This window comes from Janthinobacterium saanense, from assembly GCF_014200675.1.
Lineage (GTDB): Bacteria > Pseudomonadota > Gammaproteobacteria > Burkholderiales > Burkholderiaceae_D > Janthinobacterium.
Genome location: NZ_JACHCI010000003.1, coordinates 198486 through 211871 on the forward strand (window position 1 = coordinate 198486; position 13386 = coordinate 211871).

General features: G+C 58.2%; 8 protein-coding genes. 6 read left to right on the forward strand and 2 right to left on the reverse strand.

The window, feature by feature from the left end:
- Positions 1-32 precede the first annotated feature (32 nt).
- On the reverse strand, positions 33-2825 hold the full coding sequence (locus tag HDE72_RS05975; RefSeq protein ID WP_183737930.1) for a TonB-dependent receptor: 2793 nt from the start codon (positions 2823-2825) through the stop codon (positions 33-35).
- 611 nt (positions 2826-3436) lie between these two features.
- On the opposite strand from HDE72_RS05975, the gene HDE72_RS05980 reads away from it, so the two are divergent.
- The 5 genes from HDE72_RS05980 to HDE72_RS06000 all read left to right on the forward strand — a co-directional run bounded on the left by HDE72_RS05980 (position 3437) and on the right by HDE72_RS06000 (position 10953).
- Positions 3437-5284 (forward strand): ABC transporter substrate-binding protein, encoded by a 1848-nt coding sequence (locus HDE72_RS05980; RefSeq protein WP_260176533.1) that lies wholly within the window; start codon positions 3437-3439, stop codon positions 5282-5284.
- Between the two features lie 28 nt (positions 5285-5312).
- Positions 5313-6251 (forward strand): ABC transporter permease, encoded by a 939-nt coding sequence (locus tag HDE72_RS05985; RefSeq protein WP_183680874.1) that lies wholly within the window; start codon positions 5313-5315, stop codon positions 6249-6251.
- A gap of 7 nt (positions 6252-6258) precedes the next feature.
- Positions 6259-7380, forward strand: coding sequence for an ABC transporter permease (locus HDE72_RS05990; RefSeq protein WP_183737932.1), 1122 nt, complete (start codon positions 6259-6261; stop codon positions 7378-7380).
- 9 nt (positions 7381-7389) lie between these two features.
- Positions 7390-9081, forward strand: coding sequence for an ABC transporter ATP-binding protein (locus tag HDE72_RS05995; RefSeq protein WP_183737934.1), 1692 nt, complete (start codon positions 7390-7392; stop codon positions 9079-9081).
- A gap of 69 nt (positions 9082-9150) precedes the next feature.
- On the forward strand, positions 9151-10953 hold the full coding sequence (locus tag HDE72_RS06000; protein WP_260176534.1) for an ABC transporter substrate-binding protein: 1803 nt from the start codon (positions 9151-9153) through the stop codon (positions 10951-10953).
- 1 nt (position 10954) lies between these two features.
- Here HDE72_RS06000 and HDE72_RS06005 read toward each other — a convergent pair whose 3' ends face one another.
- Positions 10955-11971, reverse strand: a complete 1017-nt coding sequence (locus HDE72_RS06005) for an alpha/beta fold hydrolase (protein ID WP_183737935.1) — start codon at positions 11969-11971, stop codon at positions 10955-10957.
- 140 nt (positions 11972-12111) lie between these two features.
- On the opposite strand from HDE72_RS06005, the gene HDE72_RS06010 reads away from it, so the two are divergent.
- Complete coding sequence (locus HDE72_RS06010) at positions 12112-13074, forward strand: DedA family protein/thiosulfate sulfurtransferase GlpE (protein ID WP_183737937.1); 963 nt, start codon at positions 12112-12114, stop codon at positions 13072-13074.
- Positions 13075-13386: the final 312 nt, after the last annotated feature.

Here is a 13386-nt window from a genome sequence, read left to right on the forward strand (position 1 = left end):
CTCACCGCCTTTTGTTTGGGACCTGTAAGCGCTTAGAAGAACTTGTAGCTGGCGCCCACTTTGAAGTAGCGTCCGATGGCGCCGCTCGCATCCATCGGGTTGTAGCTCATGCCGCCGTAGGTCAATGGATCAAGCGGTGCAATCTTGTCGGTCACGTTATTGATCGACGCGTACAGTTGCAGCTGCTTGCTGACGTTCCAGCGGGTCGACAGATCGAGCGTGGTGAAGGAAGCGATCTTGCAACCGTTAGGTGCATCGGCGCCGTTCGCCAGCTTGGAAGCACAGCCTGCACCTTCATACAGGATGTTTTTCATGTCGGAGCGATAGTTCAGCACGCCGCTGAAATTCCAGTTGCCGATGTCCCACGAGCCGGTGAGATTGATCTTGTCTTTCGGCGTACCGGCGCAGTTGGACGTGTCGCAGTTGCCATGCGTGCCGGCGAACTGGTATTGCACCGTGGCGGACTCGGCGCGTACCCACGAAGCGACGTGGCTCCAGGTCAGGCCGAACGTGGCGCGGCCGTAGTCGCCCAGGCGCACGCGCTGCTTGACGTCCAGGTCGATACCCTTGACTTCCGTGAAGCTGGAATTGCGGTAGGGCGCCTTGGTGATCAGCAAGGTGCCCGTGTTCGGCACGACCACGCCATTGATCGTCAGGTTGTTGTCGGCGCGGATAGCGGTCGGCAGGGCGGCCGCTTCGTTGTACGGCAGCGGATTGATCTCGTTGCTGCGCTTGATCTTCCAGCCATCGAGCGACAGGCTGGTATCGTTGAACGGATCCCATACCAGGCCCAGGGTGTAGCCTTTCGATTTTTCTGGCTGCAAGTTGGGATCGCCGATCTTCACGGCCGCGACCTGGATGGCGCAGTCGGTCAGCGTCGCGCCGGCCAGTGGCTTGCCGTTCGGGCAGCGGATCGGATCGCTCACGGTCGAGGTGCCCGTCGATTGCGAATCGGCATTGCTTTCTGCAGGGCCCGGTGCACGGAAACCTTCCGAGTAGGTGCCGCGCAGTGCAAAGGTTTTCAGCGGGGTCCACTTGGCGCCCAGCTTCGGCGTGGTCGACGAGAAACGGTCATATTTGTCGTAACGCAGAGCGCCCGACAGTTCGACCGTCTTGATCACCGGCGCCAGCACTTCGACGAAGACGGCCGATACCTTGCTGTCGCCCTTGGCTGCCACATAGCTGGAGTTGATCGAACCGTCTTGCGTGCCGGACAGGGAAGGATTGTCCAGCTTGTCACGGCGATGTTCGGCGCCGACTGCCAGGCCCAGGGCGCCGCCCGGCAATTGCATCAGTTCCCGCGAGGCCTTGAAGTCGACGATGTCGAGTTTGGTGGTGGAATCGGAGGTCGCATTCGTCACCATGGCCGCGTACAGCGAGGCGGGATTCTTGCCTGCCTGTGCACCGATATAGTAGGGGAAGTATTTGCTGTTCGGATTGCCCAGGGCATCTTTGACGACCGCCATATTGAGCATATTGCTGTAATCGAGATGCAGCTTCGATTCCGAATGCGTGTAGCCCGCATCGTAGTCCCAGCCCATGGCCGATCCCTTGATGCCCAGCACGATGCGGTTGAATTCGTTGTTGGCCTGGCGCGTGCTTGGGCCGACATCAAATGCCTGGTAGCGCACGCGTACCGGTACGCCGTACGGATTCTGCGGGTGGTTCGCTGCCAGTACGATGGTGGTGCCAGCGCCGGAGCCGTAATTGATCACGCCGTTAGGATTGGAGGCGTTGGGCGGGAAAGCGATGGTCGGCGTGATCGATGGCGGGATCAGCGTAAATGCCGTATTGCGTTTCGAGTAGCCTGCTTCCGCATAGACCTGGGTGTCGGAATTGACTTGCCAGGTGCCGCGCGTGTACAGATTGACCGATTCTATGCTCGGTTGCATCGAACGGAACTGGTCGTGGTGCCACAGGCAGCCGCCTTTCGGGTCTTGTGGCGACGATACCGACAGGGTGGAGCAGCCTGGCAGCGACACGTAGTTGAGCGTATTCGGATCGCGGATCAGGCCAGTCGGCGCGGCATTCGCGTCGTTGGTGCCATTGATGTAGCCGCCGGCGAACTGCGTGCCGATCGGGTAGCCATATGGACGCAGATCAGCCTTACCTATCCATTTGCGGTCGGAGCGGTCCTTGTTCATCAACATGTCCGACTTGGTGTATTCGGCGTTGATCACAAAGTTGTATTTGTCTTCGTCCAGATTGCCCTTGCCGAAGGTCAGCGAGGCACGATGCTGCTTGTCATCGCTATAACCGGAAATGCCGGTATCGGCTTTCAAGGTCAGGCCTTCGAAGTCCTTGCGCAGGATGATGTTGACCACGCCCGCGATGGCGTCGGCGCCATAGGTGGACGAGGCGCCGTCTTTCAGGATCTCGATACGTTCGACGATCTGCATCGGCACGGTAGAGAGGTCGGTGAAGCTTTTTTGTCCATCGTCGGCACGGGCGAACGGCGCCATGCGGCGGCCATTCAGCAGTACCAGGGTCGAGGTGGCGCCCAGGCCGCGCAGCGAAATGGCGGTCGAGCCAGCGGCGAAGCCGTTACCGAAACCGGTCGGCAGGGAACCGGCGCCATCGGCTGTCAGCGTCTGCAGGTATTCGGCGACGGTGGCCTTGCCTGATTTCAGCAAGTCGTCGCGGCTGATGATTTGAACCGGTGACGCGGTTTCCGCCGTGGCCCTTTTGATGCTCGAGCCGGTAATTTCCACACGCTGGACATTGGCGTCTTGCGCCATTGCCGGTGCTGCTATCAGACCCAGACTGAGCGCTGCAATGCTGCCTGAAAAAATCAGGCGTACGGAGCGTGATATTACTGTTTCCATCATCATTCTCAAAAACCCCGAAGTGATCGTGATTACCCGCTATGCGGGTGTCACTGTTTGTATGAAACACGATTGCTGCGTCGGCAATCACTATGGAAAAAAACGGCGTCTTTTTAGTTGCCGCTTTTTCATAAGACCACTAGGCGAGAAGTGCTGTCAACGAGCAACTATGTCAATTCATGTTGAAAACAACACTCAAATTTGTAACCTTTGACCATTGTTATAAATGTAAATATTTTTATGTTGCGACGCAATATTCGTATTCATCATAGATATCAAAAAGATTTCTATTCTTGCGTATAAGGGTTTTTACCAATACGCGGCCATGGCGAAAAAATGCTGCACTATTGCGGCGCAGCAAATTGATATCGTGCTGGGACGCGTGGTGATGCCGCTGACCGGAAGAGGCTGGTCTTTTCGCCCGGCGGGCAAAATATGCGTTATCGTTACGCGTTTTTCAGGCAGTCAGGACACCGGGCTTGTCGAGCTGGAAACAAGGCATAGATCTTGCGTAAATGGACTGGTTTTAGCGGCTCTTCCCTGTATCCCAGGGTAATGCCAGTAAAGTGCACCAATACGGTGCAGCAGACAATCAAGATGAAGGGTATGACATGAAGTTAGCATGGATGCGGCGCCTGGCGCTGCTGGCCTGTCTGGGGGCATTGCCGTTGGCCGCCAGCGCTGCCGATGCCCCGGCAGCAGCGACGCCGGTGAAAACCTTGCGCTATATTTTGCCGGCTGCCGAAACGGGTTTTGACCCGGCCACCGCGCGCGATTTATATTCCAACCATATCACCCAGGCTGTTTTCGACACGCTGTACACCTATGATTATCTGGCCCGCCCCGTGAAGGTGGTGCCTGCCGCCGCCGCGGCCATGCCGGAAGTGTCCAGCGACGGCAAGACCTATACGATACATCTGAAAAAAGGCATTTTGTTTACGCCCGACCCGGCGTTTGGCGGCAAACGCCGTGAACTGACCATGGCCGACTATGTGTATTCATGGAAGCGTTTGTTCGATCCGCGTTTGTCTTCACCGCACACCTGGTTGTTCGAAGGCAAGGTGGTCGGTCTCGATGATCTGGCCAAGGACGCCGCCAAAACGAACAAGCTCGATTACAGCAAAAAAGTGGCCGGCCTGGAAATTCTCGACCCCTACACCCTGCGCATCACGCTCACCAAGACCGATTTTAATTTTCCCATGATACTGGCCTATGTGCCGACCGCCGCCGTGGCGCACGAAGTGGTGGAAAAGTATGGCGACGTCAAAGGCGAAGTGGCGTCTAACCCGGTCGGCACCGGTTATTACACGCTAGGCGAATGGGTGCGCGGCAACCGCATCGTGCTGAACAAGAATCCGCTGCACCTGCCGGAAAAATGGAATTTCCTGCCCAGCGATGATCCCGACGACCAGCGCATTGTGCGCCAGATGCAGGGTAAATCGATACCCGCCATCGACCGCATTGAAATTACCGTCATGACGGAAGACCAGTCGCGCTGGCTGTCCTTCCAGAGCGGCGGCACGGATGTGTTCTGGCTGGACGGTCCGCTGGCGCCGAAAGCGCTGCTGAACGGCAAGCTGCGTCCGGAACTGGCAGAGAAGGGCGTGCAACTGTCGCGTCTGCTGGACCCGGAAATCAGTTATTACTATTGGAATATGGAAGACCCGGTGCTCGGTGGTTTCAGCAAGGAAAAGATTGCCCTGCGTCGCGCGATTGCCATGGCGCACAATATCGACGAAGAAATCCGCATCATCTGGAATGGCCAGGCCAAGCGCCTCGACTATCCGATTCCACCGGGCGTGGTCGGCTACGATCCGCACTATAAAAGCTTGCTGCAATACGATCCCGTGCTGGCCAACAAGCTGCTCGACAAGTTCGGCTACAAAAAGGGTCCAGATGGCTGGCGTACCTTGCCTGATGGCAAACCACTGGTAATCCGCTACGCTTCGCGCAACGAAGCCAATGGCGTGCTGCAGGCGGAAATGTGGCGCAAGACCTATAACTCGATCGGTATCCGCATGGAAAATGATCGCATGATCTTTTCCGATATCCTGAAAACGGAAAAGCAGTGCAAGATGCAGACCCGCACGGCGCCGTGGCTGGCCGATTACCCGGACGGCGATAACTTCATGCAATTGTTCTATGGCCCGAACTCGCACCAGAACAACAATGGCTGCTACCAGGATCCCGTGTACGACAAGTGGTACGAAACCAGCCAATCGATGCCGGCCAGCCCGGAGCGCGATGAGCTCTACCACAAGATGGCGCGCCGCCTGGAAGTCAATGCCGGCTCCCTGATCGGCTACGCGCGCTACCGCAATATGCTGGCGCAAAAGAACGTGCTGGGCTACAAGAAGCACCCTATCCTGTTCCAGGAATGGGCATATATGGACATCGATAATGCGAACGGTCCTGCCACCGCTCCTGCCGCCGCCCCTGCCAAGGCCGCGGCCAAATAAGCGCGCCTTATAACAACAAGGAAATAGAATGTTTGCTTATATCCTGCGCCGCCTGTGGCAGATGCTGCCGACCATGCTGGGCGTGGTCTTGCTGGTGTTTATATTGTTTAACTGGGTGGGTGGCGACCCTGCCTACATCCTGGCCGGCAAGATGTCGAATGCGGAAAGCATCGCCAACATCCGCCGCCAGCTGGGTGTCGACCAGCCGTACTACATCCAGCTGTGGATCTTCATCAAGCAGATCGTCACCTTTGACTTTGGTCAGAGCTGGGCCACCGGCGAGACGGTCTCGCACATCATCACGTCGCGCCTGGGACCATCGATGATGGTGTTGATCCCGCTGACCGTGCTGGAAACGTTTTTCGGCGTGGCGCTGGCGCTGGCGATCGCCTTCGTGCGCGGCTCGCTGACCGACCGCGCCGTCATGATCGCCTGCACGGTGGGCATGTCGATCAGCATCCTGGTCTACATCATCGTGTTCCAGTACGGCTTTGCCTACAAGCTGGGCCTGTTCCCCGTGCAAGGCTGGGGCGACAGTTTCTGGGAAAACCTGCTGCGCTATTCCACCTTGCCCATCCTGATCGGCCTGGCCGTGTCGATTGCACCGACCCTGCGTCTGTTCCGCACCTTCGTGCTCGATGAAGCGAACCAGGATTACGTGCGCACGGCGCGCGCCAAGGGCCTCTCCGAAGGGCGCATCATGTGGGTCCACGTGCTGCGCAATGCCGCCATTCCCATCATTACCTATGTGATGTCGAACTTGCCGGCGCTGCTGATCGGCGCCTTCCTGCTGGAGCGTTTCTTTGGCATCCCCGGCATCGGGCGTGAAGTGATCCTGGCCGTCGAGCGTAGCGATTTTCCGGTGATCAAGGCGATCACCGTGTATGTCGCCGCCGCCACCATGCTCTTCAATCTGCTCACCGACCTGCTGTACCAGGCGGTCGATCCACGCGTACAACTGAAGTAAGAAAGAAATGATGTCGAATACACATACTTCGCCCGGCTTGTGGGCACTGGCGTGGCGCCGTTTGCGCGGCGACAAGGTAGCAATGGTCTCGCTGGCGGTTGTCGGCGCCTTCTTTTTATTGATGCTTGCATCGGCTAGCGGCCTGGTGGGCGCCAACTGGGAAGACGAGGTGGCGCTCAGCTATGCGCCGCCTACTTTTATCGGCGCCGATACGGACGCTGGCATAGACGGCGTCGATGGCGTGGTGCATGCCGCCGATGAACACAGCACGCCGACCCCGGTCAACGTGCTCGATCCGCTGGCCGACGACATCGCCGAACTGCGCGCACAGATGGGCAGCAATCCGGCCGCCGGCGTCGAGATGTACGGCGTGACAGATCCCTTGGCCGACGACTTGACGGCCTTGCGCGCCAGCATGGGCAAGACCAAAAAGATCATCGCCCACAAGGCCTCCACCTTGCCGTTTGGCGCCGATAAATGGGGCCACGACGTGATCGATAAAACCATCAAGGGCGGCGAAACGTCGATCGTGGTGGGCCTGGTGGCGGCCTTGCTGGCGGTCGTGCTGGGCACCGTGTTTGGCGCCGTGTCCGGTTATTTCGGCGGTTTTGTCGATGACTTCTTCAACTGGTTCTACAGCATCTTCACCTCGATACCATCGATCCTGATGATACTGACGGTGGCAGCCGTGCTGCAGCAAAAAGGCGTGCTGACCATCGTGCTGATCCTCGGCTTGACGGGCTGGACCGGTCCTTACCGTTTGATACGCGCCGAGTACATCAAGCACAAGGCGCGCGAGTACGTGATGGCGGCCGACGCCATCGGCGCCTCGCACTGGCGCAAGATGTTTTCGCACATCTTCCCCAACATCAGCCATGTGGCGCTGGTGCAGATGTCGATCCTGGTAGTGGGCTTCATCAAGGCCGAAGTGATCTTGAGTTTCCTCGGTTTTGGCGTGCCGGTGGGCACCGTGTCGTGGGGCAGCATGCTCAACGAAGCACAAAATGAACTGATCCTGGGCAAGTGGTGGCAACTGACAGCTGCCGCTGCGGCGATGGCCGTGCTGGTGACGGCGTTCTCGCTGTTTACCGATGCCTTGCGCGATGCGCTCGACCCCAAAGTGAAATAGGAGTTGCTCATGGACCAGAATAACCTGTTGGAAGTGCGCAATCTGCGCGTCACCTTCCGCTTGGACAAGAAGAACACCTTTGAAGCTGTCAAAGGCATTTCGTTTGACGTGCCGCGCAACAGCACCGTGGCGCTGGTGGGCGAATCGGGTAGCGGCAAGTCCGTCAGCTCGCTGGCCGTGATGGGCCTGCTGCCGCCAGACAATACCATCATCGATCCTGTTTCCAGCATCCATTTCGGCGGGCGCAACCTGCTGGAACTGTCGATTGCCGAGCGCCGCAATATGTGCGGCAAGGATATCTCGATGATTTTCCAGGAGCCGATGTCGTCCTTGAACCCGGTGTTCACGGTGGGTTTCCAGATCGCCGAAGTCTTGCGCCAGCACATGGGCATGAACCGCAAGCAGGCCCGTGCGCGTACCCTGGAACTGCTGGAAGAGGTGGGCATTCCCGATCCTGCCAGCAAGATCGACGCCTACCCCAGCCAGATGTCGGGCGGCCAGCAGCAGCGCGTGATGATCGCCATGGCGATTGCCTGCGAACCGAAACTGCTGATCGCCGATGAGCCGACCACCGCGCTCGACGTGACGATCCAGAAGCAGATCATGGACTTGATCGCCGCGCTGCAAAAGAAACACCAGATGTCGGTGCTCTTCATTACCCATGACCTGGGCCTGGTGGGCGAGATCGCCGACCACGTGATCGTCATGCGCCACGGCGAAGTGCGCGAGACGGGGGAAGTGCGGCAAGTGTTTGAAGCGCCCACCGATGCTTATACCAAAGCCCTGTTGCATTGCCGCCCGTCACTGGACGAGCGGCCATGGCGCTTGCCGGTGATCGCCGACTATATGGAAGGCAAGGCCGGCCCCGGCGTCGAAACCGCGCAGCGCACGCGCGGCTACACGCCAGGCGACGAACCGGTGCTGGTAGTAAAAAACCTGAGTAAAAGTTTTTATCTGCGCGATGGCTGGTTCGGCAAGCGCGAGTTCCAGGCCGTCAAGGATGTGTCGTTTACCTTGCCACGCGGCAAGACGCTGGGCGTGGTGGGTGAATCGGGCTCGGGCAAGACCACGGTGGGCTTGACCCTGCTGCGCCTGCATCAGGCCACCGGCGGCACGGCCATGTTCCACGGCAAGGATTTGATTTCCATGCCAAACAAGGAATACCTGCCCTATAAACGCCGCATCCAGATCATTTTCCAGAATCCGTATGCCTCGCTGAACCCGCGTTTTACGGTGGGGCAGATTTTGCTCGAACCGATGCGCATCCACAGCATCGGCGCGAACGACAAGGAACGCATCGCCAAGGCTTACTGGCTGCTCGACAAGGTGGGTTTGCCGGAACAGGCTTTCCACCGTTATCCGCACGAGTTTTCCGGCGGCCAGCGGCAGCGTATTGCGATTGCCCGCTGCCTGACGATGCAGCCGGAAATCCTGGTCTGCGATGAATCCGTGTCGGCGCTGGACGTGTCGGTGCAGGCGCAGGTGCTGAATTTGCTGCAGGATTTGCAGGATGAATTTGGCCTGTCCTACATCTTCATCTCGCACGATTTGTCGGTGGTGAAATACATCGCCGACCAGGTGATGGTGATGCACAAGGGGCAGGTGGTGGAAATGGCCGATTCGGATGAGTTGTACCGCAACCCTGTCCATCCTTATACGCAAACCTTGCTGAGCGCGATTCCGCGCGGCATACAACTGTAAAACCTTGCCAGCCAGGCGGCGCACAGCGTGCCGTCGCCTGGCGCTACTATTCCATACTGAGAGTCCTCCATGAAACCACCACGCATGCGCCAGCTGGCGCTGGCCGTCTGCTTCGTCTTGCCTGCCATATTGCCGGCCGCCCATGCCCAGGAGCCGGTCAAGGTCTTGCGCTATATCATGGAAGCAGCCGAAAGCGGCCTCGACCCGGCCACCACGGTCGACGAGGGCGGCTTGATGATCGAAGAAGCCATCTTCGACACCTTGTACACCTATGATTACCTGGCCCGTCCCGTGAAGGTGATCCCGCAGGCGGCCGCCGCCATGCCGGACATCTCGACTGACGGCAAGACCTATACCATCCGCCTGAAAAAAGGCATCGTGTTTACGCCCGACCCCGCCTTCAAGGGCAAGCGCCGCGAATTGACGATGGCGGACTTCGTGTATTCGTGGAAGCGCTTGCTCGATCCGCGTTTGTCCTCGCCGAACAGCTGGCTGTTCGATGGCAAGGTGGTCGGCCTCGATGAATTGGCGGCGGCCGCCAGCAAAGGCGGATCATTTAACTACGACAAGAATATCGCCGGTTTCGAATTGCTCGATCCCTATACCTTGCGCATCCATTTGAAACAGACGGATTTCAATCTGCCGATGTTGCTGGCGCAGCCTGCCTCGGCCGCCGTGGCGCGCGAAGTGGTGGCGCAATATGGTGATATGAAGGGCGAGGTTGCCTCGAATCCGGTTGGCACGGGCTTTTATAAACTCGGTGAATGGGTGCGCGGCAGCCGCATCGTGCTCAATGAAAATACCGATCACTTGCCGCAAACCTGGGATGTGGCGCCTGGCGATGATCCCGACGACCAGCGCATCGTGTCCCAGATGAAGGGCAAGAAGATGCCGCAGATCGGGCGCGTTGAAATCAGCGTGCAAACGGAAGACCAGTCGCGCTGGCTGTCGTTCCAGAGCGGCGGCGCCGACCTGTTCCGCCTGGGGGGAGCATTGGCGCCGAAAGCGCTGCTGAACGGCAAGTTGCGCCCCGAGCTGGCTGCCAAGGGCATGCAGTTGTCGCGCTTGCTCGACCCGGAAATCACCGCGTATTACTGGAATATGCAAGATCCGGTGGTCGGTGGTTTTTCCAAGGACAAGATCGCCTTGCGCCGTGCAATTGCGATGGCGCATGATGTCAACGAAGAAATTCGCATCACCTTGAATGGCGAAGCCCAGCGTCTGGAGTATCCGATACCGCCGGGCGTGGTGGGCCATGATCCGCATTACCGGAGCTTGCTGCAATACGATCCGGCGCTGGCCAACAAGCTGCTGGACCAGTTCGGTTACAAGGTAGGCAAGGACGGCTGGCGTACCTTGCCCGATGGCAAGCCGATGGTGATCCATTTTGCTTCGCGCGCGGGCAGCGCCGGCGAGCTGCAGGCCGAACTGTGGCGCAAGACCTATAAGTCGATCAATATTCGTATGGAAAGTCAGATGCTGACGTTTGGCGACCTGGTCAAGGAGCAAAAGAATTGCAAGCTGCAGGCGTTTGCCTCGCCATGGCAGGCAGACTATCCTGACGGCAGCAATTTCATGCAATTGTTTTACGGCCCGAACACGCATCAAAACAATTCCGCCTGTTATCAGGATGCGCAATACGATCAATGGTATGCGGCCAGCGAAAAATTGCCGGCCGGCCCGGAACGCGATCTGCTTTACCATGAAATGGCGCGCCGGCTGGAAGTGAACGCGGGCGCCATGGTCGCTTACGGGCGCTACCGCAATATGCTGGCGCAAAAGAGCGTGCTGGGCTACAAGAAGCATCCGATCATGCAGGAGGAGTGGCAGTATCTCGATATGGCCACCCCATCGACTTCAGCAGCCAAATAATTTACTGGACCAGCGCTTTCAACAATTCCTTGTGGAAGGCGGCTGGTTCTTCCATCTGCGGCGCATGGCCCAGGCCGGGGAATTCAACCAGCTGGCCTTGCGGGATCAATTTCACCACTTGCTTGCCCAGTACCTGGTAATGGCCGATCCTGGCCTTGACGTCCGGCGGCGCGATGTCGCTGCCGATGGCGGTCGTGTCGGCATCGCCTATCATCAGCGTGACCGGCATTTTCAGTTGCGGGAATTCATAGATCACGGGTTGCGTAAAGATCATGTCGTAGATCAATGCCGAATTCCACGCCACCAGCTTGTGGCCAGGGCCCTGGTTCAGGCCGGCCAGCATGTCTACCCAGCGCTCGTATTCCGGTTTCCAGCGGTTCACATAATAGGTCGATTTCTCATACGAACGCACCGAGTCGGCATTCAGTTTCAGTTCACGCTCATACCATTGGTCCACCGTGCGATAGGGCACGCCCAGCGCTTTCCAGTCTTCCAGGCCGATCGGATTGACCAGCACCAGGCGCGACACGGCTTGCGGATACATCAAGGCATAACGCGTGGCCAGCATGCCGCCCGTCGAGTGGCCGATGATGACGCTGCGCGTGACGCCTATATGTTGCAGCAAGGCTTGCGTATTGCCGGCCAGTTGCTGGAAGGTATATTGATAGTGCTCCGGCTTGCTCGAGGCGCAAAAGCCGATCTGGTCGGGCGCCACCACGCGGTAGCCGGCATCGCTGAGCGCTGTAATCGTCTGGTCCCAGGTGGCGCCGCAAAAATTCTTGCCATGCAATAGTACTGCCGTCTGGCCGTTTGGTGCCCCCTTGGGCGCCACGTCCATATATGCCATTTTCAAGCTTTGCCCCTGCGAGCTGAAGTTGAACGACTGAATCGGGTGTGGATACGTAAAACCTTGCAGTTCGGGGCCATAGGTCGCCGGTGTGGCGGCGCTGGCGGCGCTGCTAGCGGCCAATAGCAAGAGCGCAACGGCGGCCGGCGTGCTGAAATGTGGGGTGCTCATGAAAACTCCGGGAAGGTGAGAGGCGTTCTGGGGCCATCAATATAGCGTGATTTTGCGAGCTGTGTTGCGCGCTGGCACAGGCCATGTCGTATGCATAAGGGCCGCGCGCGGACCTGTCCCAGATGCGATAAAATAGGGCCATGCTGACTCTTCTCCATCTCCTCGAACATTACGGCGTGCTGATCGTTTTCGGTATCGTACTGGTGGAGCAGCTCGGCTTGCCGATTCCCGCCTTTCCCCTGCTGATCGTGGCCGGCGCGCTGGCCGTCGATGGCGATATGCATTTCGGCACCGTGCTGGCCGCAGCGCTGGCTGCCTGCCTGATCAGCGATTTCACCTGGTTCCGCGCGGGCCGTTATTTCGGCAAGCGCATCCTGCGTTTGCTCTGCCGTATCTCGCTGTCGCCCGATTATTGCGTCAGCCAGACGGAAGACAAGTTCAAGCGCTGGGGGCCGAAGGCGCTGGTGGTCTCCAAGTTCATTCCCGGGTTTAATACCATTGCTGCTCCCATGTCGGGCGCCATGGGTACCTCGCCCAAGCGTTTCTTTTTTTACGCCGGCTTGGGCGGCTTGTTGTGGTGCAGCACCGGCATCCTGCTTGGCGTGATTTTCCATGCCAGTGTGCAACAAGTGCTGGACTTGCTCAGTACCATGGGCGGCACCGCCTTGCTGGTGCTGGCGACCTTGCTGGGCATGTTCCTGCTCTATAAATACCTGGAGCGCCGGCGCTTCCGCCAAGCCTTGCAGATCGAACGCATCGGCATCGATGAATTGCTGGAATTGATAGAGCAGGGCGAAGAGCCGCTGATGGTCGATGCGCGCAGCGCCACGGCGCAGGCGCTGGAGCCTGCCGTACCCGGCGCAATGTTTTTCAATGGCAAGGAACCCGTGCCTGCCATGATCACGATGGACAAGGATAGGCACATCATCGTGTATTGCAGTTGCCCCAATGACGTGACGGCTGCCCAGGTGGCCAAGTTGCTGCACGAACACGGTTTCCACCGCGCCCGGCCTTTGCATGGTGGCCTCGATGCCTGGAATGCCGCATACCGCTCCGATTTGCCGGTGCCCTCCAGCCTGCTCAGCGAAGGTGTGCCTTCCTGAACTCTCCGTTTTATCGCGTAAAAATTCGGTAGTAATAATACGAAAACCAGGTCGCCAAGGCCACGGAAAAGCCTGCCGCTATGTGCCCGGGGTGTGCAAGTCAGCGCCGTCATGCAGACAATTTTCTCCATCTTTACACAGTGATTTCTGCTGCTGTGCAACATGATAATCTGGCGTGTGGCGATAGTGTGCGCTCACAACAAAGCGTAATTATTAAATAACTTATTTCAGTAATGTTGCATTTGGAGTGGAACTACCAACAAATGCCAGATTTGATGTACTTAAACTACAAACTTTGCTTGCATCGAAGCT

What these genes read in the sequence shown, in the direction of transcription:
- HDE72_RS05975 (WP_183737930.1), bottom strand. Translation starts at nt 2,825, where the DNA reads ATGGAAACAGTAATATCACGCTCCGTACGCCTGATTTTTTCAGGCAGC.
- HDE72_RS05980 (WP_260176533.1), top strand. Translation starts at nt 3,437, where the DNA reads ATGAAGTTAGCATGGATGCGGCGCCTGGCGCTGCTGGCCTGTCTGGGG.
- HDE72_RS05985 (WP_183680874.1), top strand. Translation starts at nt 5,313, where the DNA reads ATGTTTGCTTATATCCTGCGCCGCCTGTGGCAGATGCTGCCGACCATG.
- HDE72_RS05990 (WP_183737932.1), top strand. Translation starts at nt 6,259, where the DNA reads ATGATGTCGAATACACATACTTCGCCCGGCTTGTGGGCACTGGCGTGG.
- HDE72_RS05995 (WP_183737934.1), top strand. Translation starts at nt 7,390, where the DNA reads ATGGACCAGAATAACCTGTTGGAAGTGCGCAATCTGCGCGTCACCTTC.
- HDE72_RS06000 (WP_260176534.1), top strand. Translation starts at nt 9,151, where the DNA reads ATGAAACCACCACGCATGCGCCAGCTGGCGCTGGCCGTCTGCTTCGTC.
- HDE72_RS06005 (WP_183737935.1), bottom strand. Translation starts at nt 11,971, where the DNA reads ATGAGCACCCCACATTTCAGCACGCCGGCCGCCGTTGCGCTCTTGCTA.
- HDE72_RS06010 (WP_183737937.1), top strand. Translation starts at nt 12,112, where the DNA reads ATGCTGACTCTTCTCCATCTCCTCGAACATTACGGCGTGCTGATCGTT.